Source organism: Trinickia sp. (genome assembly GCF_051961175.1).
GTDB lineage: Bacteria > Pseudomonadota > Gammaproteobacteria > Burkholderiales > Burkholderiaceae > Trinickia.
In genome coordinates this window covers 37,617-61,246 of sequence record NZ_JBQCDN010000275.1, presented here as the reverse complement: position 1 = coordinate 61,246, position 23,630 = coordinate 37,617, and the positions used below count along the sequence as shown (strand labels likewise).

Sequence of the window (23,630 nt, the reverse complement as noted above, 5' to 3'; positions counted from 1 at the left end):
GGCCGATACCGATCCCGGTCAACCGACATGACAATCGACTCCACTCGCTCACCCGCCGGTCCCGACCCCTTCGACGCGCTTCGGCCCCGCCTGTTCTCGGTGGCGTACCGCATGCTCGGTACGCGCGCCGACGCCGAAGACGTCGTGCAAGACGCCTGGCTGCGCTGGCAGCAAAACACCGACCGCTCGGCCGTGCAATCGGCCGAGGCCTGGCTCGTCACCATCGTGACGCGGCTGTCGATCGATCGCTTGCGCGCGGCGAAGGTGGAACGCGAGGCGTATGTCGGCCGGTGGCTGCCCGAACCGCTGGTCGAGGCGTCGGACGAGCATACGCCCGAGGTGGCCGCCGAACTCGCAAGCGACCTTTCGGTGGCGCTGCTTTGGGTGCTGGAGCGGCTATCCGCTGAAGAACGCGCCGCGTTCCTGCTGCGTCAGGTGTTCGACCACGATTACGACGAAATCGCCACGCTGCTGGGCAAAACGGAAGCCGCCTGCCGGCAAATGGTCCATCGCGCTTCCGCGCGTGTGCAGCAAACCCGCACCCGTTTCGACATCCCGCGCGAAGCGCACCGGCGGGTGGTCGAAAAGTTCATGCGGGCCGCGCAATCAGGCGAGCGCGACGCCATTCAAGCGCTGCTGGCCGACGATGTGGAACTGGTTGGCGACGGCGGCGGCAAGGTCCCGGCTGTCTTTAAGGTACTGCATGGCGCGTTTCGCATCGCGAATCTGTTCTGGGTGACGGGGCGGCGCTATGGACCTCAAATGGCTTACCGCCACGCGCTGATCAACGGCGAACCGGGCGTCCTGCGATATGTCGACGGCAAGCTGGAATCGGCAATGGCGCTCGCTACCGACGGCGAACGGATCACCGGCATCTACGCGATCCGCAACCCGGACAAGCTGGCGCACATCCCGCAATCGCTCGCTCGATAAAAAAACCGCGCAACCTGTCACAGGCACGGAAAAGCCCGCGTCTTATGGGCATGGACGCCGCACAGGGCGGCGCTCCGCTCCCAACTGAGAGGGCAACGCCATGACACAAACCGCTCGGATCAACTACTCCCAACTCGCACCTACTGCCTTTCGCAATCTGTATCAGCTTTCCGCGGGCTTGCGCCGCGATCTGCTCGGGCATCGTCTCGTCGATCTGGTGTTGCTGCGCGTGTCGCAAATCAACGGCTGCGCGTTTTGCATCGACATGCACTGGCGCGATCTGATGAAGATGGAGGCCGATCCCCGGCATCTGAACGCTGTCGCCGGCTGGCGCGAGGCACCGTTCTTCGACGAGCGGGAGCGCGCGGCGCTCGAATGGGCAGAACTCGTCACCGATGTGCCGCATCGGGACCCAAGCGACGAAGCGTTTGCGCGGCTGCGCAAACAGTTCAGCGATGAGGAGATCGCGGAACTCGGGTTCGTCATCGTCACGATCACCGCGTGGAATCTGCTTAATGTGAGCTTCCGCAATCCGGTGCCCGAGAAGGTTTGAAACGTAAGGAGCCCCGCCCGGCTACACGACCGGGCGCATGCCACTCGGAATAGTCGCGCTGTTGCCGTTGCGTCGCGAATCGGGGCGAATCGGGGCGTTTGCGCCGCGGCCCGCACCTATCGCCTTAGCTCAACGCCTCGCGCCACAGCACGGTCAGGATCGTCATCAACGCGGGGCCGACGAACAAGCCCACCAGGCCAAACGTCTCCGCACCGCCGAGAATACCGAACAATACGAGCAGAAACGGCAGCCGCGTTGCACTGCCGATCAGGCCCGGGCGCACGAAGTGTTCGGCGAGAAACACCACCACGATGCCCGTCGCCAAGACGGCCAAAGCCCCCGCCGCCTGGTCATGAACGAAAAGCCATAGCGCCGCGAGGCCAAATGCGATCGGTGCGCAAAACGGCAGCATCGCCGCAATGGCCGTGACAAGGGCGAGTTCAGCCGCGTGCGGCAAGCCCGCCGCAAAATACGCGACGCCGATCACTGCGCCCTCGCCCAAGCCCACGACGACGAGGCCGCTCACGGTGCCCCGCACGGCCGTGGCCATCCGCATCGCCAGGTGCGTCCCGTCTGCGCCGAACACGCGCCGCACCGCCCTCGCGACTTGCGCCGACATCTGGGGCCCCGTGCGCAGCAGCACAAACAGCGTCAGCAGCATAAAGCCGAAATGCACGACGCCTTTCAATGCGAGCGTGCCGAAATGGCGGCCCGCTGTGGCGACATGGGTATCGCGCAATTGCTGCATCGCCGGCGATCCCTGGAGCGGACGCGCCAGATTCGCCTGCCACCAGTCCGCAATCTGCTGACCGAACGGCAGGCGCTGCGCAAATTGCGGCAGCGCGATGCCGTTTTGTTCGACGTCCACGACCCATTTCATCAGATGATGTGTCTCGTGCAGCACCTGCGTGAAGATCCCGACGATCGGCAGTACGACGAACAGGCCGACGCCCGCCGTCAACGCCAACGCGATGGCGCTTGCGCGAAGCGAGGACTGCGTCGGCGAACTCAACCGTTCCAGCAGCGGCCATACGACGATGGCAATCACGAGTGCCCACACAATGGCCGGAATGAACGAGCGAATGACCCACAACGCCAGCGCCACGAGCACGGCATACAGCGCGAGCGTAGCGACGCGCTGCCAGCGCTTCGCGCCGGCGGGATCTTTCGAGGCAAGCGGGAAAAGCGGCATGAAAATCGCCCTTGCGGAGAGAATGTCGATCGCCGACATCTTATAGAAGTTCGCTTGGCGCTCGTCACGCCGTCATTGACTTCCCATCTCAACTTGCAAAAAATGCAGCCGACGTAACGTACAACGAATGCCCTTCATCCCGGGAGCGGCCATGCGCTCGAAGTGTGTCTTCGCGTCACGCAGCATCTCCGCAGTCCACGCCATCGTCGTCGCCATCGCGTTCGTCAGTTCGATCGGCGCGACGGGGCACGCGCTCGCCGATGAAGAAGGCAATACCGGCAGCCAGGCAGCCGAGCCCGTCGCTCCCTCGGTCCCGGCACACCACGCTGACACCCACGCGCTGGGCGCGAGCGCGCCAGCCCTCGCCGCGTCCGCACCGGGCCCCGTGGAACTACCGATCCCGCGCGAAACGTCGATCGTCACAGAGCACGCCTTGCGCCTGAACGGCCACCGGCTCGCCTACCGTGCCACGGCGGGCAACCTGCTGTTGCGCGACGACAAAGGGGAACCCGATGCAAGCGTGTTTTACGTGGCGTACACGGTACCTGGCCGCGAGGACAGCGCCGTCCGGCACGGCTCGACGCGCCCCGTCACGTTCCTCTTCAACGGCGGCCCGGGCGCGGCCAGCGTCTTCCTGCTGATGGGCTCGTTCGGTCCGAAACGCGTGCAGACCTCGAGTCCGTCAGCCACGCCTCCCGCTCCCTATGGGCTGGCCGATAACCCGGGCTCGTTGCTCGACAAGACCGACCTCGTCTTCATCGATGCCGTGGGTACGGGCTTTTCAAAAGTCGTCGGCCACGGGAACGGCAAGCGGTTCTGGAGCGTCGACGGCGATCTCGATGCGTTCGTCCAGTTCATCGATCGCTACCTGAGCGCCAACGATCGGTGGAATTCGCCGAAATTTTTGATCGGCGAGTCGTACGGCACCGCTCGCGCGGCCATGTTGGCCTACCGTCTCGGTCAGCACGAAATTTCGCTCAACGGCGTGGTGCTGCTATCGTCGGTGCTCAATTCAGGCATGCGTGTGCCGGGCCTCGACCTGATGTACGTGCGCTACCTGCCGTCGTTCGCCGCGGCCGCGTGGTACCACGATAAGCTCGCGGCCCCCAAGCCCACCGACTTGCCGGCCTTCTTGCAAGAAGTGCGCGATTTCGCAGCCGGGCCGTATGCCACGGCGCTCGCGAAAGGCGACGCCCTGCCCGATGCCGAACGCGACGAGATCGCCGCGCGCCTCGCCCAGTACACGGGGCTCGACCCGCAGTACATCGTCAGAGCACGGCTGCGCATCCTGCCCTCGCACTTCCGCAAGCAATTGCTGCTTGGGCAGGCGCGCAGCCTGGGACGCTACGATAGCCGCTTCGAGGGGATCGAATACGACGACGATTCGTCATCGCCCGACTACGACGCCTCCGAAAAATACATCACGAGCGCGTTCAGCGCCGCGTTTCACGCGCACCTGGCGCAAGACCTCCACTACACGAGCGATACCCCCTATCGGGTATTCAACGACCACCTGCTCGGCGCGTGGGATTGGAAGCATCACGCGTGGTGGGGCGAAACGCTCAGCGTGCCTTATGCGGCAGCCGATCTGGGTGAAGCGATGCGGCAAAATCCGCGTCTGAAGGTGTTATCAGCGAACGGCTACTTCGACCTGGCCACCCCGTTCTTCGCCACCGAGTACGACCTCGCCCACATGGGACTGGAACCGTCGCTGCGCAAGAACGTGCAGATCATGTACTACCCCACGGGGCACATGATCTACCTCGACGATTCTGCGCTGCATACATTGAAGGACGATTTGGACCGGTTTTACGACAGCTCGATCCGACCATAACGAAGCACGCATGCTTGCCTGCATGCAATAACTAAACGCAAAACAATCGATGCATATCGATTCCATCCTGGAGTTTGCATGGCAAGACATTTTTCCATATATTAGAGCAAACCTACGAATTCGCGATTTGCTCCATTTTTATATCTAATTCTAGAACGGCGATATACATCGCCCATAGACCGTCCGCCACACGGGCTCAGGTCCACTATGCTTCCGCAGCGCCGATTCAGAACGGACAGACCATCATTTCCACTACCACTATTAACAGCTACACAAGCCTATTTTTGTCTTGTTAGCTTAATCACGCTCAATAAATCGTTGAGCGTTTTTATTCCCACAATCATTACGATGGCTCGAGACGGCATCAAATCTCCAATCCGTTGACTCACCGCTATCCCGCGGATACGGCGTCTCTTGGCGTTGCAATCCTAGGAGGTCAAATTGAAGTCGACATTTAAATCGAAGGGGTCGGTACCGAGTATTTTTAAAACCGCGGCATTTGCGTTGCCGCTTGTCGCCACCGCATTGCCCGCTCATGCGGCGGCCGCGCCGGCGGCATGGGTCAGCACCGAAACGAGGGCCTTTCTGACGCCGGAACAGATGAGGACCTTCGCTGCCACACCGGAAGCCCAAGCCACGGCGGGCGAAGCCGCACACGTCGTCGTCAGCCTGCGCGTGCGTCATATGGCCAAACTCAAGGCGCTCGGGCAGGCCGTCAACGAGCGCGGCAACAGTCAATACCATCGCTTCCTGACGCCGAAACAGTTCCTGGCCGACTTCGCGCCGACCGAAGCGCAGGTGCAAAAGGTCGTCGCCCATCTGCGCAAGAGCGGTTTCGTCAATATCCGGGTATCGAAGAACCGCCTGTTGGTTTCCGCGGACGGCACGGCCGGTACCGTGAAGACGGCGTTCAACACGCCCCTTGTGCATTTCCGTAAGGGCAATCGCACGGTCTTCGCGAACGCCGCGCCCGCCGAAGTCCCTGAAGCGTTGGGCGACACGGTGTTGTCGGTGCTCGGATTGCAAAACGTGACGCGGGCGCACACGATGGCCGTCAGAGGCCCGCGTACCGAAGCGAAGACAATGGCGACCGGCACGGAGAAGGGCCACTACCCGACGGAATGGCCGAAGCTGTATGGCGCCACAAGTCTGCCGACGGGAGCGAACACGACGGTCGGTATCGTCACGATCGGCGGCGCGGATCAGGCAACTCAGGATCTGAATCAGTTCACGCAGGCGAACAACCTGGGCACGGTGAACGTCTCCGCGGAGCAAACGGGCGACCCGAACGGCAACTATAGCGACGACCAGGAGGGACAGGGCGAATGGGACCTCGATAGTCAGGACATCGTCGGCGCGGCAGGCGGAGCCGTGAATCAATTGATCTTCTACGAAGCCGATGCGAACGCATCGGGCAACACGGGGCTGACGCAGGCGTTCAACCAAGCCGTCAGCGACAACACGGCGCAGGTCATCAACGTCTCGCTGGGCTGGTGCGAAACCGATGCGCAAGCCGACGGCACGGTGGCGGCCGAAGATCAAATCTTCGCCGCGGCCGTCGCGCAAGGGCAGACGTTCTCGGTATCCTCAGGCGATGAAGGCGTCTACGAGTGCAATAACCGCGGCTATCCGGACGGCAGTACATATTCGATCTCGTGGCCCGCCTCGTCGCCAAACGTCATCTCCGTCGGGGGAACGACGCTCTTCACGACGAGCAGCGGCGGCTGGGCCAGCGAAACCGTCTGGAACGAAGGGCTCGACGGCAACGGCAAGCTCTGGGCCTCGACCGGCGGCATCAGCCAGGTCGAACCGGTGCCGTCCTGGCAAAGCGCGCTGACGGTGAGCCCGAAGCCGACGGGACGCGCCGTGCCCGACATTTCCTTCGATGCGGCACAAGGCTCCGGTGCGCTCGTCTACAACTACGGCCAGATCCAGCAGATCGGCGGCACGAGCCTGGCCTCGCCGATCTTCGTCGGATTGTGGGCGCGGCTCGAATCGGCCCATTCGAACTCGCTGGGCTTCCCCGCCTCGAGCATCTACAGCGCCGTGCAGTCGACGCCGTCGCTCGTACACGATGTCACGTCGGGCAACAACGGCTACCAAGGCTACGGCTACAAGGCGGCGAAAGCCTGGGACTACCCGACGGGCTGGGGCAGCTTCGTCATGTCGAACCTGGCGTCGTACGTGAACAACCATTCGTTCGGGCAATGACCGGGAAAGTCTCACCGCGGCGGCCGAAGGTTCGAACGTTCGAACGTTCGAGCATGTGCGTGTTTGCGTGAGCAAGCCCTAGCGTGGCGACGATGCCCGCACGCGGCCGGTTCGTCCTTTTGGCCGGACCGGCCGCGCTTTTGATGTGCGCGCAACAAAGCGCAACAAAGGGGGCTTTTTGCAGGCGCGCCCGCAAAAGTCGGCGCATAATCGCTGCTTTGTGTCCTGACCCCGACACGTCGTTGCAGCGCCGCTTGCCCATGCCGCTTGCCATCAAAGCCTTCATCGCCCCGCTGATCGTGGCTTGTGCCATGTTCATGGAGAGCGTCGACGGCAACATCATCGTCACGGCATTGCCCTCGATGGCGCGCGATTTCGGCACCGATCCGATTGCCTTGAAAGTGGCCATCACGAGCTACGTTCTCGGGCTGGGCGTGTTCATCCCAATCTGCGGTTGGCTGGCCGACCGCTTCGGCGCACGCACCGTCTTTCGCACGGCAATCGGCATCTTCGTCGTCGGCTCCGTGCTCTGCGGCTTCTCGCGTTCGCTCCACGTCTTCACGCTCGCGCGCTTCCTGCAAGGCATCGGTGGCGCGATGATGGTGCCCGTCGGCCGCATCATCATCTTCCGCGCGGTGCCCAAAACCGAGTTCGTGCGCGCCATGAACTACCTGAGCCTGCCCGCGATGTTCGCACCGGCCGCGGCGCCGCTGCTGGGCGGCTTCATCACGACGTACTTGCACTGGCGGTTGATCTTTTTCATCAACGTGCCCGTTGGCATCCTTGGCATTTATCTGACGAACCGCTATATCGTCAACACGCATGAGCCGCATCCCGGCCCGCTGGACTGGTTCGGTTTCCTGCTCTCGGCCGTGGGCGGCTCGCTCGTCATGCTCGGGCTGTCGCTGATCGGCAGCGCAATCGTCTCCGATCGCGCCGCCTTCGAAATGACCGTCTCGGGCGCCCTGCTCCTCGCGATCTATGTGGTTTATGCGCAGCGCGCGCAACGGCCCGTACTTGATCTGCGGCTGCTCAGCGTGCCGACGTTCCGCGCGAGCGTGCTAGGTGGTTCGATGTTTCGCATCGGGCTCGGCGCGGTGCCCTTTCTGTTGCCGCTCGCCTTGCAGGAAGGGCTCGGCATGTCGGCGTTTCAATCGGGCGCGATTACGTGCGCTTCGGCGTTCGGCAGCATGTTCATGCGCTCGATGACGTCGTCGGTCCTGCGCAAGTTCGGATTTCGTACCGTACTGATCTATAACGCCGTCTTTTCAGGCATGGCGATTGCCGCGTATGGCGCTTTCTTTCCAGGCACGCCGGTTTGGGTGATCTGGCTCGTCGTGCTGTTCGGCGGATTTTTCCCGGCGCTCCAGTTCACGAGCTTGAACTCGATGATTTACGCGGAAATCGCCAGCCAGGATGTCGGGCGCGCAACGAGCCTCGGCAGCGTCGTGCAGCAAATGTCGCTTGGGCTCGGTGTCACCGTCGGGGGGATCGTCCTTCAGATCTCGCGAGATCTGCATGGACACGCGCATGCCCTGTGGTCGGATTTCTGGCCGTCGTTCGTCGTCGTCGGACTGTTCTCGCTCGGGTCGATTCCCATCACGCGCCGGCTGGCGCCCAACGCAGGCGACGAAATCGCACGCGGCACGCGCGGCTAGGCCGCCCGCTCGCCCGCTCGTTTGACCGAAGCAGACGGCGGCTCATGCATCGACTCATGTATCGACTCATGTATCGACTCATGTATCGACTCATGCCGCGATGCGGGTCGCCTCACTCGAACTCGGGTAGCCGTAGCCGCGCACCGCCTCGACGACGATCGTGGCCAGTTGCTCGACCGGCGCGTTGGCCGCGCTCGATGCGCGCAACAGCGAAAGCCCGAGCGAGGGCAACGCCGGCAAGCCGTAATCCGCGGGATCAAGCGTGCGCACCGTATGCGGCAAGCCGTACGAGGTGCGAACCGTGAGCCCGAGCCCCGCCGCCGCCGCCGCCCACAGGCCGGCAAGACTCGGGCTTGTCAGCGCGACGCGCCAGGCGATGCCCGCGCGATCGAGCGCGTCGGTCGCCAGCGAACACACCATGCATGCGCCATCGAACAGAACGAGCGGCACCGGCTCGCCCGTCTCCGGCGACCATTGCAGCGCATCCGATCCAATCCAGTACAACGCGGGCTTCGCCACTTCGACGCTGGCCCCCGTCGCACGCCGCGCGCGCGTCGACAGGTTGAGGTCATCCCAGACGAGCGCGAGATCGAGTTCACCCGCGTCGAGCCGCTCCGTCAGATCGGCGTTGCGCGCGACGCGCGCTTCGATGCGCACCTTCGGATGCGCCCGCGCGAATCGGCCCAACACGTCCGCCAGCAGCGACTCGCCGAAATCCTCCTGCAACCCGAGGCGCACCCAGCCTTCGAGATCCGTGCCGCGCGCCGCGACGACAGCCTCGTCGTTCAATTCGACCAGACGCCTCGCATAACGCAGCATGACTTCGCCCGCGTCGGTCAATCCGAGCCCTCGCCCCGCTTTCCGAAATAGCGGCGCGCCCACCTGCTCTTCCAACTTCCGGATTTGCGCGCTAACCGCCGATGTCGATCGGCCGACACGGTCTGCGGCTTTCGCGAAGCTGCCCAGATCCATTCCCATGACGAAGCTGCGCAAGGCGGCCACGTCGAAGTTCGCCTGACTCATCGCGCACCCCAACCATCCCGAAATTTCGAACGATCAATTCAAAATTATCCAATTTTCAGGACAATCATAGAGTGCGAGACTGGCCTCCGTCAAATCTCGAACGGAGCAAAGAATGGATACGCCCTTTCTGGCGAAGGCCCCGGGCAAGGTGTTCGGCACCTCGCATCGGTGGAAGGTACTCGGCGTTGGCGTCGCGGCGAACGCCGGTTTCTCGGCGGCAGCGGCCGGTATTCCCACGACGGCGGTCTGGATGCGGACCGGCTATCACCTCGGCAACGCGGAACTGGGCATCGCGTTGGGCGCGACCGGTCTCGGCATTGCGCTCTCCGAGTTGCCTTGGGGCGTGGCGACCGATCGCTTCGGCGATCGCCCCGTCCTGATCGCCGGCTTGCTCGGGACGGCACTCGCGCTGTTGTCGATGGCACTGTTCGTCGTGCCTTCGGGGTCGTCGATCCCCACCTTGCCGCTACTCGCCGCCGCCATGGCGGTGGTCGGGTTGCTCGGCGGCAGCGTCAATGGTTCGAGCGGGCGCGCGATCATGAGCTGGTTCAAGGAAGGCGAACGCGGGATCGCCATGAGCATCCGGCAGACGGCCGTGCCGCTGGGCGGCGGTATCGGGGCGTCGCTGCTGCCGTGGCTCGCGTCGGCACATGGCTTTGGTGCGGTTTTCAGCGCACTGGCGCTGCTCTGCGCGGTGCCCGCGGCGTTCGCGATTCGTTGGCTGCATGAGCCGCCGCAAGGGGTAGCCACGACGAAAACGAGCACGAGTACGAGCACGGGCTCGGGCACGGGCTCGGGTGCACCCGCCCAACGCAGCCCGCTTGGCGACGCTCAAATCTGGCGCGTCGCGCTCGGTATCGGCGCGCTTTGCCTCCCGCAGCTCGCTGTCCTGACATTCGGGACCGTGTTCTTACACGATTTCGGCCATCTGGGCACCGCGGGTATCAGCGCAGCGATGGCCGCGGTTCAGATCGGCGCGATGGTCATGCGTGTCTGGAGTGGCCATCATACGGACCGCCGAGGCAATCGCCGTGGCTACCTGCGCGGCTCGACGCTCGTCGCGGCGGCCTCGTTCGCTGCGCTCGCCGGTGCCGTGGCACTCGGGCATGCCGTGTCCGTGGCGGCGGCGGTGGCATTGATCGTGTTGGCCGGCATTTGCGTGTCGGCATGGCATGGCGTCGCGTACGCCGAATTGGCCACACTGGCCGGGCCCGCCCGTGCCGGTACGGCCCTCGGCATGACCAATACGATCGTCTACGTCGGGCTGTTCATCGTGCCGCTGTTGCTGCCTCATCTGCTGGCCGTGAGCTCGTGGGCGGTCGTCTGGCTCGTAGCGGGATGCGTCGCGCTTGCCGTTTATCCGCTGTTTCCGCGGCCGGTGCGCGGTTGATATCCCCATACGAATAGGTACGCCGCATGCTACTCCCCATGTCAGCATTCCCCTGAAACCGGGCTGCCTGCGCGTGGGAGATCAACCATGAAGTTGTATCTGAACAAGTCTGCAGCAGAAACCGTCAAGGACACGCTCGTCGATGACGTGCCGGCTGCAGTTGAACCGACGAACGTCCCGCACGACGAAGCGGGACTCCTCAATACGCCCACCCTATCGCCGCTGCGCCCGATGAACGCTGTGATGCCTCACGGCAGCGCACGCGCGGCGCAGCCGGCGGAAATCGCCGCGGTCGAAGCATTGAGCGCGAGCCACGCACTGACGCTGCTCAGAACGCTGAATACGTTTTCCTATTCCGTCGACCTGCTGTTTCACAGCGCCGAGCTGTCGTATTACGTCACGCTGTCGCAAGACGGCAACCTGTGGCGCGCTTTGCACGCCGCGGAACTCGATACGGCGGAAGCGGCCTTTCGGCATTTCGAGGATCTTGCAACACGGCTCGCGGACGTCGAATTGAAGCATATTCAGTTACAGGCGCAAAACGAGCATATCGAAGCCATGGCCGCCGCCTCCGAAGCGCAAGCGCAGCAATTGCGCGACGATCTGGAACGCCATGCGGAGCAGACTCAGTTCGTGAACAATCAGCAGCAGCAAGCACGCAAGGAAGTCGCGCAATTGGAGGCGCAACGGATCGCGGCGCAGGCCCGTCTAAATAAAGCGTTGCGGCAGATGCATCAACTACGGGTGACCAGTAACGAACGCCTCCCGCATCCTCATTGCCGCCGGACGGACAGCTGAAAATCGGAGCGCTGAAATCAGGCGAACGGGCTCACGCCGATCAACCAGCGATGGAGCACGAAAGCGAAGATCGCCCAGGCAACCAGCCCGATCACGACGACCTTCACATCGCCCGACGGCGTCCCCGCGGGATATCGCACGCCGGCGGCCCGGTCTCGGCCACGGCAAACGAGCAGACCCGCTGCGCCCCATGCCAGAAACGCGCCGAACAATACGACCGCATTCAGCGTCCCGTTCGCCAGCAGATGGCCGAGTGCCCAAATCGCCGTACCGGCCATCATCGGATGCCCGAGCGTCCGCTTGATTCGATTGCCGGGGATATAAGCGGCCACGATCAGCACGAACGCAACCGCAACGAACAAGGCCGTCAAATGCCGGATACCGGCGGGCGGCATCCACAAGACCGTCGGCGTGCGCCGTGCGATGCCGTAGCCCCAAACCAACAAAACGAATCCAATCAGCGACGCGACCGAGTAAATACCCTTCCAGCCGTGTTCCCCAAATCGCGCCACCTGCGCATCCCGCCATGCCGGCGCAACGAGCCGGATTGAATGAATACCAATGAAAATGACCAAGCCGAGAATCAGTATCGCCACGTCGAACTCCTTTGTTGTTGTCTTCATCGTTCCGTGCCGCAGGTCATGCACGGGCGCCGCACGGCGCCCGCTTCCGATCGTCTTGAGCCCCGTCACGTCAAGGCGTGGCCGCGATGACCTCGGCCATGGCGGCGGTCAGTTTCTTCGCGTAGGGCACATGCAGGAATTCGTTGGGACCGTGCGCATTTGATTTCGGACCGAGCACGCCGCAGACGACGAACTGCGACTTCGGGAAACCCGCCTGCAACACGTTCATCAGCGGAATCGTGCCGCCTTGCCCGATGAACGCGCAGTCGGCGCCAAAATGATCGCGCGACGCTTCGTTGACTGCCGTCGCCAGCCAGGGCGCAAGCTCCGGTGCATTCCAGCCGTAGGCGGCGGCTTCCGGTTTGAAGGTGACCTTGGCGTTGTATGGCGGATCGAGTTCGAGCAGTGCTTTGAGATCGGCAACGGCACGCGCCGCGTCGACAAGCGCCGGCAACCGAAGCGACAGCTTGAAAGCCGTGCGCGGACGCAGCACGTTGCCCGCACTCGCCAGCGCGGGCAACCCTTCCGCACCCGTCACCGATAACGAAGGCCGCCACGTTGCATTGAGCAGGGCCTCGTACGGATCGGCGGTGACCGGCAATACGGGCTTGCCGTCCTGTCCGCACGCCCAGGGCGACGCCTTCCATACTTCGTCGCCGAGAATGCCGGCCGTCTTGCGCGCTTCCTCCAGGCGGCTCGCCGGAATGTCGCAATGAAAACTTGCCGGCAGCAGATTGCCCGACGCGGCATCTTCCAGGCGCTCGAACAGCTGGCGCATGATGCGGAAGCTCGACGGCACGATGCCGCCATACCCGCCCGAGTGAACGCCCTCGTCGAGCACCTGCACTTCGAGCGAGCCGCCTACGAGACCGCGTAGTGAAGTGGTCAACCAGAGTTGATCGTAGTTACCGGCACCCGAATCGAGACACACGACGAGCCCGACATCGCCGAGCCGTTCCCGCAGCGCATCGACATACGGCAGCAAGTCGTAGCTGCCCGATTCTTCGCAGGTCTCGATCAGGCCGACACAGCGCGGCCGTTCGATCCCTTGCGCATCGAGTGCGGCGATCGCGGTCAGGCTGGCATAGATGGCGTAACCGTCGTCCGCACCGCCGCGGCCATAGAGCTTGCCGTCTTCGAGTTTCGGCGTCCATGGGCCGAGGTCCCGACGCCATCCGTCAAACTCCGGCTGCTTATCCAGGTGACCGTAGAGCACCACCGTCCCCGTACTGCCCGAGCGCGTCGCCGGCGTCTCGAAGAAGATCACGGGCGTGCGTCCGGGCAGACGCACGATCTCGAGCTTGAGCCCCCGCACGCGCTGCGTCTCGGCCCAAGCCGCTGCGTCGGCAACGACGCGCTCGAGATATCCGTGTTTTTCCCAATCGGCGTCGAATGCGGGGCTCTTGGCGGGAATCGCAATGTAATCAGTAAGCGCCGGAACGATTTCGTCATTCCATTTACGGTCGACGAACTCGGTCAACGCCGAGCGATCGATCGAGGCATTGTGCTGCTTCGCATCCAGTACGGTCATGGCGGTGCGCTCCGGCAGTCAAAGCGCACATGATTGTCCGGATTGCCGGGCAAACGACCGTGGCCAAACGACCGGGCACGCGCGAGCACTCGGTATGCCGCCCAGCAAAGAACGGCAGAACGCGCGACAATGTGTCACACCCCAACCTCGAGGGGAGCATCATGTTGGATCGAATTGCCCTGCAGATCGTCGAGGTGGTGTTTGCGCTGACGATTTACTTCTTGCCGGCGATCATCGCAGACCATCGCAAACGCCACGATATCCTCACGCTCGCGCTGTTCAACGCGTGTATGGGGTGGACGGTGGTGGGATGGCTGCTGGCGCTGGTGTGGGCGTACGTCCCGAATCCCCCCGCGGGCCTCGCCCGGGACGTGACCGCCAAGCGCCGGCTGGTGCGGATGGCGGCCTTTTCCAGTGCGCTGATGGCGCGTGTCGATCAGCGCGCGGCAAAGCAAGGCAGCGCCAGGCACTAGGCTCCGCCGCCCTGCCGCCCGCCGGCTCAGGTTGCCGCCGGCAGCGCCAGGCGCATCGATCGACGGATCAAAGGCGGGCTTTCAGCGCGCTCGCATGTGCGGCATGCTGGCCGCCACCGAACCTGCAACCGAGCCGGCCATCGAGGCGGCGTAGCGGCGGACGTGGACGAGGCCCGGCGGGATCGAGCGCGGCTCACGCCCCAGTGATTCCGGTAGGAAGGTGTCTTGACGCAACTCGCCGTGTTCGTCGAACCATTGACATAGCACGGTATCGCCGCATAGGCCCGTTACCGTCATACGCGAGCCGCCCACCTTCAGTGTCACGACATCGCCTACGCAAAACTGCTCAACCAGGTCACGAGTAGCCGTCGTCATGTGTACTCCGTTATTAAGCGTCGAACCGTTCTGTCGGGAACGGCAACCCAAAGGTTTCAATTGGTGCGGCAACGAACCGAACGAAATCGCGAAACCCTTCTCTCATCCGGTCCTTCGATATGCCTGAGGTCAAACACAGATTAACAATAGAATTTTTATTCTACAAGCCGTTTTAGGGAAAACATGGAGAACGAATTTGCAATTCCGATTCGTGGAATACCGGAAAATCGCTTTCCCAATTTATTAAGGGACGGATTACCTTCAAATTGCAACAATACTACTTTTTGCGGGCCCTCGACACCGCCATCAGGCCGTCTGCGCCCCGTCCCACGGCCCCGGAGGCCAATAGAAGGCCGATGCCCCGTCGTGACCGGGACGAGTAAAAGTCCGGCTTTATCGCAAAATCAAAAGCCTCAATTTGATCGAAATCAATTCCGCACTGCGTCATTAAGCCGATCGATTTATTCATCGGCAAATGAATTAACCATAGATGATGCGGACGGAATGAAAACGTTCCCTATTCGTACGAACTTATTGACGAATCGTCGCGATCGTCTCGGCAAGACGATCGCGATGTCTGAGCAAAGGCGTCAGCAGGCGCAGGGGGCTGTCAGGCGGTCACGCTTGCGTGTCGAGCGCCGCGCAAGCGCGACGCGATCCGACGACGATCAGCTTCATGGTGGCGCGCGTCGCACCGACAAACAGTTTGCGGGCCGCCCGTTCGTCGAACGCGTCGAAATCGACTTCGGTCAGTACGACGCACGGCGCCGACTGCCCCTTGAATCGATAAATCGACTCCAGCAGCACATCGCCGTCGCGATACTCGGGATTGCCGAACAGGTCGTACTTGCCCGTGAAGCTGCGCAGGCGATGCGGCCCCAAATGCTCGAGCCCCGTCAACGCCGATCCTTCGCGCCCCCGAAACGAAAGCACGGCGATGTCTTGCTTGCGAAAGCCCAATGACAGCGCCTGCGTGATCGCACGCTTGGTCGCCTCGATCACCGCGTCGTCCCGCGTTTCATCATAGGAAGCGATAGCGATTTGCGATCCGTCGAACGGGCTGCCGGCGGCGAGGTTCGATGCACGCGGCACGGCCTGGCCCACCTTCTCGCGCACGAATTCGAGGATGTCACGCGGGCTGCGGTAGTTCGTCGTTTCGGTCAGCACCGTCCATCCCGGCAGCGCAACCGGTTCGCGCATATAGAGGTTTTGCAAGGGGTCTTCCAACCACCACCATGCGCCGTCCGGCTTGACGAGCCGCGAGAGCGCCTCCACCCAGGCTTCCTGGAAATCCTGCCCTTCGTCGACGATCAGCACGTCGAAGGTCCATCGTTCCCCAATCGGGGCATCGGCAAACGCAGCCTCCAGCCGGCCGAATACGTCCGGCGCACGAAAATCCTGCACGGCGCCGACATCGCGGGCCACCCAATCGCACAACTGATGGTAGTTCGCCACGCGCGCCCCCTCGGGAGCGACGCGCGCGATGTGGTCGGCGAGCGGCCGGTTAAAGCAGACGTAAAGCGCGCGTTTGCCGCTTGCCGCGGCGTCTTTCATGACTTGTACGGCCAACTGCGTCTTGCCGGAACCGGCCGTTCCGATCACGCGCAAGCGGAACGGCGAGAAGTCCAACCGGCGCGCCCAGGTTGCCAGTCCCCCCGACAGACGCGTGACGAGCGTCCCCGCCTGCCCGACCAGCGCGCTCGTATCCGGCGTCAACGCCAGTTCGTCCGCCAGAAAATGATGGATCTTGGCGGCGCAAGGCAACTTCGGCTCGTCGGCGGGCAGCGCCTCCAGAATGACGGCGGCAAGCTGCTCCTTGCGCGTGGCATCGACGATGCGCTCCGGCGGTACGCCGGCAATCGCGGCATGCTTGACGATGTAATCGGGACAAAAAAGCAGCGCTTCGATACAGTACGTGCCGGCGCCGAACGCTGCCGTGAAGCGCCGGTGCAGCGTTTCGACTGTCCGCGCCAGTTGAATCGACACGTTGCGCTCCGTCTGGAGATAGACCTTCACCAGACCTTTCGGCGTCTCGCGCAGGAAGCCCGCCTTTTGCTCAACGAGCATCAGGCGCCCCGCGGGACTCACGATCACGAAGTCGGCCTCGCCGAATACGGAGAAAGCCCGGTTCAGGCGAGTCCAATGCACGCCGTGATAAAGGGTGTAGTCGTCGGGCAACGCTTGTTCGAGCATCGCGAGCGTTTCGCGCTCGCGTTCGGCTGCGCCGGTTGCGGCGAGATTCTTCCAATCGTCGGGAATAAGGCGTGCCATGGCGGGCTAATCCTCGCTTTGACGTTTTGAATTCGGCGTATTGTACAAACCGCGCGGCGTCCGCCCATGCCGGGACGACACCGCATTCTTCCGGAGGAAAGTTAAATGCTGACGATTTGGGGACGAGCCAACTCGGTCAACGTGCAAAAGCTGCTATGGTGCTGCGACGAGCTGGGCCTGCCGTTCGAGCGCGTCGATGCCGGCCTGCAGTTCGGCCGCGTCAACGATCCCGACTACCGGGAGCTCAATCCTAACGGACAAATCCCCACGCTCGTGGACGGCGCGTTCGTCCTATGGGAATCGAATTCGATTCTGCGCTATCTCGCGATGCAATACGGCGCGTCGAGTTCGCTCTATCCCGCCGATCCGCAGTTGCGCGCGAGCATCGATCGCTGGCTCGATTGGTCGATCTCGACGCTGGCGCCCGCGGAGCGGCCTGTCTTCCTGACCCTCGTGCGCACGCCGCCCGAGCAACGCGACATGGAAGGGCTGGCCACGAACCTGAAAACGCTGATCGCTCGATGGAAGATCGTGGACGGGCATCTGCAGGGGCGCTTTCACCCCGAGGGCGACCGGTTCACGATCGCCGATATCGTGTTGGGCTCATTCGCCAAGCGCTGGTTCGGCGTCGAAGGCATCGATCGCCCGCCCATGCCGAGCCTCGAACGGTGGTACCAGCGGCTGACGCAGCGCGCCGGTTTCAAGAAGTACATCGATCTGCCCCTGACTTGACGCGGCAAAAGGCGGCCCGAAGCGTCACCGGCGCTTCATGACTGCTGACGCCGCTCGCCAGCTCGTTCGAGCAACGTGTCGAGCAGCGGCAGCTGGACCGGTTTGGTCAGGTGCAGATCGAAGCCCTGATCGAGCGAGCGCGCGACGTCGCTTTCCTGTCCGAATCCCGTCATGGCCGCGAAGCACGCGTGCTCGAGCGCCTTCGTGCCTTTCAGCTGACGTAAAACAGCGAACCCGTCGACGCCCGGCATCGCGAGATCGATGAGCGCGACGTCGATCCTCCCGGCCTGGCTGGCGGCTTCGAGCGCCTGCGCGCCGCTGTACGCCACCTGCACGCGGTGTCCCTTCATGCGCAGCAGCATCGCCATGCTGTCCGCGGAATCGCAGTTGTCGTCGACAACGAGTACCGTCAACGTCCCGGCATCGCCGCGGCCACGCGCGTCGCAGCCCATGCCTTCGTCGTTGGCCGCATCTTGCACGGAGAACAAAGGCAACCGCACGGTGAAGGTGGCACCGCACCCCAGGCCGTCACTGGTCGCTTGGATCGATCCGCCATGCATCTCTACGAGCCAGCGGCATAGCGTCAGCCCGATTCCGAGCCCGCTTTCCTTGCGCTCGAAGCGGTTGTCGGCTTGCACGAACAAATCGAAGATCGATTCGAGCGCGGCGGCGTCGATACCACAGCCCTCGTCCGATACGCGCAAGCGCGCGAACGTGCCGACTTTGTCGACTTCGACACCGATTCGCCCCCCATGCTCGGAAAATTTCGATGCGTTGTTGAGCAAGCCTTGTACAACTTGCACAAGCCGCGTTCCGTCGCCGTTGACGACGATCCCCGTCGGCGGCACACGCACTTCGACCGCTTGCTGACGCGAGGCCACATGCGGACGAATCATCTCGATCGCGCGCACGACGACATCCGACAGTTCGACGGGCTCCAGGCGCAGCGCCACCTTTCCCGTGGTCACACGTCCGGCGTCGAGCAAATCGTCGACGAGACGCGTCAAATGCGAAATCTGGCGATCGATCATGTCGCGGCACTGCCGTAGCGTCGGGCTCACCAGCGGCTCGAGCATCATGACGCTCAGCGCATTGCTGACGGGGGCGAGCGGATTGCGCAATTCGTGCGCGAGCGTCGCCAGAAACTCGTTCATATGCTGGCTCGCGGCCTCGAGCTCGCGTAGACGCTTGCGCTCGGTCATGTCGCGAGTGACTTTCGCAAAGCCTTGCAGCCGCCGCCCATCCCGGCCCGGGGCATAGACGGCCGTGATGACAACGTTGGCCCAGAACATCGTGCCGTCCTTGCGCACACGCCAGCCCTCATCCTCGACCCGGCCCGTCCTGGCCGCAGTATCGAGCTCCGCCGCCGGCGTGCCGTTGGCCACGTCGTCAGGCGGATAGAACATCGAGAAGTGCTGCCCCAGAACCTCTTGCGCGGTATATCCCTTGATCTTCTCGGCACCGCTATTCCAACTGACGATACAACCATTGGGGTCGAGCAGATAAATGGCGTAGTCCTGGACGGACTCGAGCAGAATCCGGAGACGCTCTTCAGACGTCACCACGGGTCGGGGCGGTGGCGGAGGGGGCTGACTATCGCTGACAAAGCTATCCGGACGCATAACGGCGGCGTTTGATTTTTGGAAAGTGCGACATGGAGTTGCCGCTGAGAAACCTTCAAAGCACAACCCATGCCTATGAGGCCCTAGCGCCTGCCCGGGCGAGCGCCCTTGAACGTGCGCGCGCGCCGCGTCCCGCGTGCACTGCCGCGTTAGCCCACGTAAGCGAAACGCCCGTTGCCCGCCTATCGTTGCGAGAGCAACTTTGACAATGGCTTTTGCAAAAACTGCTGCAGCCTTGGGGCTGCTGGGCACATTAGCCGATGGCGCGCGCCGCAACGGCGTCCGCGAGCAACGACACCAGCCGCTCCGGCTCGGCCGGCTTTCTCATGAAGTGATGAAACCCCTCGCCGATACTGCGCAGACGATAGGCTTCGTCAGTGTGCCCCGTCAGTGCCAACGCCACGGCGGGTGGGCGATCGTTACGGATTTCGTCATCGCGCAGCCGCTGGATCAGGTAAAAACCATCCATGGCGGGCAAGTCGATGTCGCAGATGACGGCATCCGGCGCCATCTTCAGCGCCGCCTCCACCCCTTCCTCCGCGTCGGCCGCGGCCACAACCCGCGCGCCCTCGGATTCAAGCACCATTGCAAGCGACTCTCTGCTGGAGGCATCGTCCTCAACGACGACCACCGTCACCTGTTCGAGTCTCATCAGTCCGTTCATTACCGTATGTTGTCGCTATCGATACCTACGCCAGCCCCTCGGACCGTTTCACCCTCGCGGAAGTTGCACACGCGGAAGTTGCACACGCGGAAGTGACACGCGGAAGCTGCAGCGGATGTCGGCCACGGCCGACGCGCATCGTGAAGATGTCGCGACGGGAGCCGGGGCGGACGATACCACGATGCCAAGTTACGACGATGACTTTCATATTGCGAGCCATAAACAGACGCTGAAGCAGCGAATGGCGTCTTCTCGCTGAGAAATGTCCGAGCAAGCCGGATCGACGAGCCGTGCCGGCTGCCGCGTGTCCTGCCCCTTTCAAGCGGTCCTGCCTTTGCCCCCATTACCGGACGTGGCACGTGGCAGCGGAGGGCCGCGATGACGCTGAGCGCATCGCGCGTGCACGCTCGCATGCGACGGCTTCATCGACAGCCCGGCCATCCCATTCTCCTATCGCACGAGCGTCGTCGCGTTTTCGCCCGATTGCACACTCGCGCCCTTCGACGCATTGAACTGAAACGACTGGAACAACTGGAAGCGTTGCTCGGCATCCGTGCAAACCGTCCCTTCGGCGGCCCTCATCGCGGCTGCATCGAGCGACGCATTGCCGCCCGACTCCGCCAACGTCAATTGCTTGACGATGTTCGGTGGCCACACGGTGATGCGAACGATGACCGTCCCCGTCTGATGGGCCTGCCGCGCTTCGCTCGGATAGTCGGGAGCCGGAATATGGCAGGTGATCTCCTTTCCGGCCACCTCCTTCGTGATCACTCGTTCGTGCGACGACACGGCGGAAGGAGACGAGGTTGTCGATGCGGCGACCGAAGGGGCAGGTGATGTAACCGCAGCCAGCACCGGCGCGGACGGGACCGTCGTCCGAGGAGCAATGGCTTGCGACGCACACACCGGCACGCGTTGACCGAATCGTGTTTGAATCGGACATTGATCCGACTCGCGGATGGCGGCGCAACCTGCCAGGATCAGAGCCCCGATGATGCATGCTGTTTTTTTCGTTTTCATATTGGTTCGGACAAAGTGACGTTCGCTCGACCCAGCAATGGCCGGCGCATGCATGCCTTTAACGGCAATTACCCGGAAATCTTGACAACCGAATCACATCAGCCGCAATCGTTTGCGAGACGTTATTTTAAATCGCTATTATCCGCGTATCCGCATTATTCATCAGACTAAAGCGGGTCGTGACCTGACTCGCAGGACCGCTATTGAGCTTTCATCGTCAAGACAAACGCTCGGAGGCTGACACCTCGGCTCGGCGTGCGCGGCGACACAGCGCCGCGAGTGCGATAGGTCAATTCAATTGGCATCAAGGCCAAGATGTTCTTAAATAAGCCGGAGGGCGCGCGGCACCTATCTGTCCGCCTCGCCCCAGTCGCGGAGATCGAAGATGACTCAACCGAACGTGGACGAACTGGCGCAATCGATCGCAAGCGACACCGGCGTCCCGCGCGAAACCGTATCGGCAATGGTGTCCCGGACCTGGCAAGCGTTCAGCGACGGCGCCCACGTCACCGATTACCTCCCCGTGCTCGTCACGAAACGCGTGCGCGAAGATCTGCGCAGCCAGCGCGAGCAGGACCATCACTGATTCATCCGATCTGATCGTGCGACGGCGTGCGGCGCCGTCGCCGTCGCCGTTGTTGCGTCCTCCGGCCGATCGTTCGTCCAGTTCGGGGCGCCTGGGAATCAGGCGTCTCATGCGCCGGTCTGTTTCCGCACGGTGAGCGGGCGCGCGGCTTCGTATGCCCGCGCGCCTACGGTCACTCCCTGGAATCGCTGCGCGAGAAACCGCTTCAATCTCTGCCGGAATAGACAACATCGTCTATTTCATCGGCCGCCAACCAATCGGAAATCCACCGCATTTCGGCATGGCACGGCTTCCTATCGATTTTTCTTTTAATTTATCCGCATGCAGAATCGCCGAACCACTGCCTGGGGTGGCCGTCTGCGGATCGGCTTTGAAAACGAGGGGACCAAAAACGAACCATTCCACTCCATGGAGAAGCCATGTTCGAATCGTCCCTTCCGCATCGCCAGGGCGCCATGCGCGCGCGCGCCTCCCGCATCGCCCGCCTCATGTTGTTGGCCGGATTGGCCGCTTCCCCCTTATGTCACGCCGATGCTGCCTCCACTTTGCCGGCGCCGCCGTCGGAGCTCTACGGCGATTTGTTCGTCGCCGTTCAAATGCAGCAGATCTTTCCCGATCAGAAAACGTTCGTCGATGCCGTCCCCACCAGCGATCCGGCGACGATCGTTCAGCAGTACGAACAGTCGAAGGGCCAATCGAATTTCGATTTGAAGCAGTTCGTACTCGCGCATTTCACGTTGCCGAGCGAGCCCGTCATTACCCCGCCCAGCGGGCAAACGCTGCGCGAGCATATCGATTGGCTGTGGCCGAAGCTCACGCGAACGACGACGGCGGCCGACGTCGCGCCATACAGTTCGCTGATTCCGCTGCCCAAGCCCTACGTCGTACCCGGCGGACGCTTCCGCGAAGGCTACTACTGGGACACCTATTTCACGATGCTGGGGCTACAGGAATCGGGACATGAAGATCTCGTCGACGATATGCTCGACGACTTCGCCTACGAGATCGATCAATTCGGTCACATTCCGAACGGCAATCGCACCTACTACCTCAGCCGCTCGCAACCGCCTTTCTTCGGCCTCATGGTCCAATTGGCCGCCAAGGCCGAAGGCGAACGAGTCTATCGGAAGTATCTGCCCGAGCTGAAGAAGGAATACGCCTACTGGATGAAGGGCGCCGAGACGACGCAGCGCGGACAAGCGGCACGCAATGTCGTCGTGCTCAAGGACGGCACCGTGCTGAACCGCTATTGGGACGAGCGCGACACGCCGCGCGACGAGTCGTATTACGAGGACGTCACGACGGCACGCCAAGCGCCGGGCCGCGATCCGAAGGAGGTGTACCGCGATTTGCGCGCGGCCGCCGAATCGGGGTGGGACTTCAGTTCGCGCTGGCTCGCCGACGGCCAAACGCTCGCGACGATCCGCACGACGTCGATCGTCCCCGTCGATCTGAATAGCCTTTTGTTCGCGCTGGAAGCAACCATCGCCAAGGGGTGCGCGCTGTCGCGCGATTTCCGCTGCACCGGCGATTATGTGCAAAAGGCCGAGCGGCGCGCCTACGCCATCAACCAATATCTTTGGAACCCTAAAGGGTATTACGGCGATTACGATTGGCGAACGGGCACGCTGACCGGCAACGTATCGGCCGCCGCCGTGTATCCGCTTGCCGTGCGCGCGGCCTGGCCCAGGCGCGCGATCGATACCCTGCGCACGGTGCAAGCTCAACTGCTCGAGCCGCGCGGCCTGGCGACGACGACGATCCAAACCGGGCAGCAATGGGACGCGCCGAACGGATGGGCGCCTTTGCATTGGCTGGCGATCGAAGGCGCACGCCATTACGGCGATCGTCAATTCGGGAAAGAAGTCGGCACCCGGTTTCTGGCGGATGTGAAGCAAGTCTATGCATCCGACCAAAAGCTCGTCGAGAAATACGTCGTGGAAGGTCCTAATGCGGGCGGCGGCGGAGGCGGCGAATATCCGCTGCAGGACGGCTTCGGCTGGACAAACGGCGTCACGTTGAAACTGCTCGATTTGTACGCGCCGGGCGAATAACGGTTCGAATCAAGGCCGTGCACGGCGGCTCGAACGCGTATCGGTAGTAATATTCGAGTCGCCGAATATTCCCGCGATACCGCGGCC

At 62.8% G+C, this 23,630-nt stretch carries 20 protein-coding genes; 11 read left to right on the top strand and 9 right to left on the bottom strand.

Annotated features, from left to right (window positions below):
* The first annotated feature begins 27 nt into the window (after positions 1-27).
* Positions 28-933 (top strand): RNA polymerase sigma-70 factor, encoded by a 906-nt coding sequence (locus ACTHL0_RS16465; protein ID WP_440567872.1) that lies wholly within the window; start codon positions 28-30, stop codon positions 931-933.
* Positions 934-1,033: 100 nt separating this feature from the next.
* Complete coding sequence (locus tag ACTHL0_RS16460) at positions 1,034-1,486, top strand: carboxymuconolactone decarboxylase family protein (RefSeq protein WP_440567871.1); 453 nt, start codon at positions 1,034-1,036, stop codon at positions 1,484-1,486.
* Positions 1,487-1,610: 124 nt separating this feature from the next.
* Here ACTHL0_RS16460 and ACTHL0_RS16455 read toward each other — a convergent pair whose 3' ends face one another.
* Positions 1,611-2,678, bottom strand: a complete 1,068-nt coding sequence (locus ACTHL0_RS16455; protein ID WP_440567870.1) for an AI-2E family transporter — start codon at positions 2,676-2,678, stop codon at positions 1,611-1,613.
* Between the two features lie 151 nt (positions 2,679-2,829).
* On the opposite strand from ACTHL0_RS16455, the gene ACTHL0_RS16450 reads away from it, so the two are divergent.
* The 3 genes from ACTHL0_RS16450 to ACTHL0_RS16440 all read left to right on the top strand — a co-directional run bounded on the left by ACTHL0_RS16450 (position 2,830) and on the right by ACTHL0_RS16440 (position 8,381).
* Positions 2,830-4,512: a S10 family peptidase gene (locus ACTHL0_RS16450; protein ID WP_440567869.1), complete on the top strand. Its 1,683-nt coding sequence runs from the start codon at positions 2,830-2,832 to the stop codon at positions 4,510-4,512.
* Positions 4,513-4,992: 480 nt separating this feature from the next.
* Positions 4,993-6,723 carry a S53 family peptidase gene (locus ACTHL0_RS16445; protein WP_440567892.1) on the top strand — a complete coding sequence of 577 codons (1,731 nt, stop codon included), beginning with the start codon at positions 4,993-4,995 and terminating at the stop codon, positions 6,721-6,723.
* Positions 6,724-6,983: 260 nt separating this feature from the next.
* On the top strand, positions 6,984-8,381 hold the full coding sequence (locus ACTHL0_RS16440; protein ID WP_440567868.1) for an MFS transporter: 1,398 nt from the start codon (positions 6,984-6,986) through the stop codon (positions 8,379-8,381).
* A gap of 90 nt (positions 8,382-8,471) precedes the next feature.
* On the opposite strand, the gene ACTHL0_RS16435 is transcribed toward ACTHL0_RS16440, so the two are convergent.
* Entirely contained in the window at positions 8,472-9,404 is a 933-nt protein-coding gene (locus ACTHL0_RS16435) for a LysR substrate-binding domain-containing protein (RefSeq protein WP_440567867.1), read from the bottom strand.
* A 112-nt stretch (positions 9,405-9,516) separates the two neighbouring features.
* Here ACTHL0_RS16435 and ACTHL0_RS16430 point away from each other — a divergent pair, with 112 nt between their 5' ends.
* Both ACTHL0_RS16430 and ACTHL0_RS16425 read left to right on the top strand, forming a co-directional pair.
* The gene (locus ACTHL0_RS16430) at positions 9,517-10,794 is read left to right on the top strand and encodes an MFS transporter (RefSeq protein WP_440567866.1); all 1,278 of its coding nucleotides are present in this window, start codon (positions 9,517-9,519) and stop codon (positions 10,792-10,794) included.
* Positions 10,795-10,881: 87 nt separating this feature from the next.
* Positions 10,882-11,592, top strand: coding sequence for a DUF2968 domain-containing protein (locus ACTHL0_RS16425; protein ID WP_440567865.1), 711 nt, complete (start codon positions 10,882-10,884; stop codon positions 11,590-11,592).
* 17 nt (positions 11,593-11,609) lie between these two features.
* Here the strand turns inward: ACTHL0_RS16425 and ACTHL0_RS16420 are convergent, their stop codons facing one another.
* Together ACTHL0_RS16420 and ACTHL0_RS16415 are read right to left on the bottom strand one after the other, a co-directional pair.
* Positions 11,610-12,188, bottom strand: a complete 579-nt coding sequence (locus ACTHL0_RS16420; RefSeq protein WP_440567891.1) for an NnrU family protein — start codon at positions 12,186-12,188, stop codon at positions 11,610-11,612.
* A 97-nt stretch (positions 12,189-12,285) separates the two neighbouring features.
* Positions 12,286-13,746, bottom strand: a complete 1,461-nt coding sequence (locus ACTHL0_RS16415; protein ID WP_440567864.1) for a M20 family metallopeptidase — start codon at positions 13,744-13,746, stop codon at positions 12,286-12,288.
* A 161-nt stretch (positions 13,747-13,907) separates the two neighbouring features.
* Between ACTHL0_RS16415 and ACTHL0_RS16410 the strand changes: the two genes are divergently transcribed.
* Entirely contained in the window at positions 13,908-14,219 is a 312-nt protein-coding gene (locus ACTHL0_RS16410) for a superinfection immunity protein (protein ID WP_440567863.1), read from the top strand.
* Between the two features lie 81 nt (positions 14,220-14,300).
* Here ACTHL0_RS16410 and ACTHL0_RS16405 read toward each other — a convergent pair whose 3' ends face one another.
* Entirely contained in the window at positions 14,301-14,594 is a 294-nt protein-coding gene (locus tag ACTHL0_RS16405; protein ID WP_440567862.1) for a YodC family protein, read from the bottom strand.
* 618 nt (positions 14,595-15,212) lie between these two features.
* A complete protein-coding gene (locus ACTHL0_RS16400) occupies positions 15,213-16,865 on the bottom strand; it encodes an ATP-binding domain-containing protein (protein ID WP_440567861.1) in 1,653 nt (550 codons plus the stop codon).
* Positions 16,866-16,970: 105 nt separating this feature from the next.
* Between ACTHL0_RS16400 and ACTHL0_RS16395 the strand changes: the two genes are divergently transcribed.
* Complete coding sequence (locus tag ACTHL0_RS16395; RefSeq protein WP_440567860.1) at positions 16,971-17,597, top strand: glutathione S-transferase family protein; 627 nt, start codon at positions 16,971-16,973, stop codon at positions 17,595-17,597.
* A 35-nt stretch (positions 17,598-17,632) separates the two neighbouring features.
* Here ACTHL0_RS16395 and ACTHL0_RS16390 read toward each other — a convergent pair whose 3' ends face one another.
* The 3 genes from ACTHL0_RS16390 to ACTHL0_RS16380 all read right to left on the bottom strand — a co-directional run bounded on the left by ACTHL0_RS16390 (position 17,633) and on the right by ACTHL0_RS16380 (position 20,654).
* Entirely contained in the window at positions 17,633-19,162 is a 1,530-nt protein-coding gene (locus ACTHL0_RS16390; protein ID WP_440567859.1) for a PAS domain-containing hybrid sensor histidine kinase/response regulator, read from the bottom strand.
* A gap of 310 nt (positions 19,163-19,472) precedes the next feature.
* Positions 19,473-19,883 (bottom strand): response regulator, encoded by a 411-nt coding sequence (locus tag ACTHL0_RS16385; protein ID WP_440567858.1) that lies wholly within the window; start codon positions 19,881-19,883, stop codon positions 19,473-19,475.
* A 450-nt stretch (positions 19,884-20,333) separates the two neighbouring features.
* Complete coding sequence (locus tag ACTHL0_RS16380; protein WP_440567857.1) at positions 20,334-20,654, bottom strand: TonB family protein; 321 nt, start codon at positions 20,652-20,654, stop codon at positions 20,334-20,336.
* A 634-nt stretch (positions 20,655-21,288) separates the two neighbouring features.
* On the opposite strand from ACTHL0_RS16380, the gene ACTHL0_RS16375 reads away from it, so the two are divergent.
* Both ACTHL0_RS16375 and treA read left to right on the top strand, forming a co-directional pair.
* Positions 21,289-21,489, top strand: coding sequence for a DUF3562 domain-containing protein (locus ACTHL0_RS16375; RefSeq protein WP_440567856.1), 201 nt, complete (start codon positions 21,289-21,291; stop codon positions 21,487-21,489).
* A 419-nt stretch (positions 21,490-21,908) separates the two neighbouring features.
* Positions 21,909-23,543 (top strand): alpha,alpha-trehalase TreA, encoded by a 1,635-nt coding sequence (treA, locus tag ACTHL0_RS16370; protein WP_440567855.1) that lies wholly within the window; start codon positions 21,909-21,911, stop codon positions 23,541-23,543.
* The last annotated feature ends 87 nt before the right edge of the window (positions 23,544-23,630 follow it).

What these genes read in the sequence shown, in the direction of transcription:
- ACTHL0_RS16415 (WP_440567864.1), bottom strand. Translation starts at nt 13,746, where the DNA reads ATGACCGTACTGGATGCGAAGCAGCACAATGCCTCGATCGATCGCTCG.
- ACTHL0_RS16410 (WP_440567863.1), top strand. Translation starts at nt 13,908, where the DNA reads ATGTTGGATCGAATTGCCCTGCAGATCGTCGAGGTGGTGTTTGCGCTG.
- ACTHL0_RS16440 (WP_440567868.1), top strand. Translation starts at nt 6,984, where the DNA reads ATGCCGCTTGCCATCAAAGCCTTCATCGCCCCGCTGATCGTGGCTTGT.
- ACTHL0_RS16430 (WP_440567866.1), top strand. Translation starts at nt 9,517, where the DNA reads ATGGATACGCCCTTTCTGGCGAAGGCCCCGGGCAAGGTGTTCGGCACC.
- ACTHL0_RS16435 (WP_440567867.1), bottom strand. Translation starts at nt 9,404, where the DNA reads ATGAGTCAGGCGAACTTCGACGTGGCCGCCTTGCGCAGCTTCGTCATG.
- ACTHL0_RS16450 (WP_440567869.1), top strand. Translation starts at nt 2,830, where the DNA reads ATGCGCTCGAAGTGTGTCTTCGCGTCACGCAGCATCTCCGCAGTCCAC.
- ACTHL0_RS16425 (WP_440567865.1), top strand. Translation starts at nt 10,882, where the DNA reads ATGAAGTTGTATCTGAACAAGTCTGCAGCAGAAACCGTCAAGGACACG.
- treA (WP_440567855.1), top strand. Translation starts at nt 21,909, where the DNA reads ATGTTCGAATCGTCCCTTCCGCATCGCCAGGGCGCCATGCGCGCGCGC.
- ACTHL0_RS16395 (WP_440567860.1), top strand. Translation starts at nt 16,971, where the DNA reads ATGCTGACGATTTGGGGACGAGCCAACTCGGTCAACGTGCAAAAGCTG.
- ACTHL0_RS16400 (WP_440567861.1), bottom strand. Translation starts at nt 16,865, where the DNA reads ATGGCACGCCTTATTCCCGACGATTGGAAGAATCTCGCCGCAACCGGC.
- ACTHL0_RS16460 (WP_440567871.1), top strand. Translation starts at nt 1,034, where the DNA reads ATGACACAAACCGCTCGGATCAACTACTCCCAACTCGCACCTACTGCC.
- ACTHL0_RS16465 (WP_440567872.1), top strand. Translation starts at nt 28, where the DNA reads ATGACAATCGACTCCACTCGCTCACCCGCCGGTCCCGACCCCTTCGAC.
- ACTHL0_RS16405 (WP_440567862.1), bottom strand. Translation starts at nt 14,594, where the DNA reads ATGACGACGGCTACTCGTGACCTGGTTGAGCAGTTTTGCGTAGGCGAT.
- ACTHL0_RS16385 (WP_440567858.1), bottom strand. Translation starts at nt 19,883, where the DNA reads ATGAACGGACTGATGAGACTCGAACAGGTGACGGTGGTCGTCGTTGAG.
- ACTHL0_RS16455 (WP_440567870.1), bottom strand. Translation starts at nt 2,678, where the DNA reads ATGCCGCTTTTCCCGCTTGCCTCGAAAGATCCCGCCGGCGCGAAGCGC.
- ACTHL0_RS16375 (WP_440567856.1), top strand. Translation starts at nt 21,289, where the DNA reads ATGACTCAACCGAACGTGGACGAACTGGCGCAATCGATCGCAAGCGAC.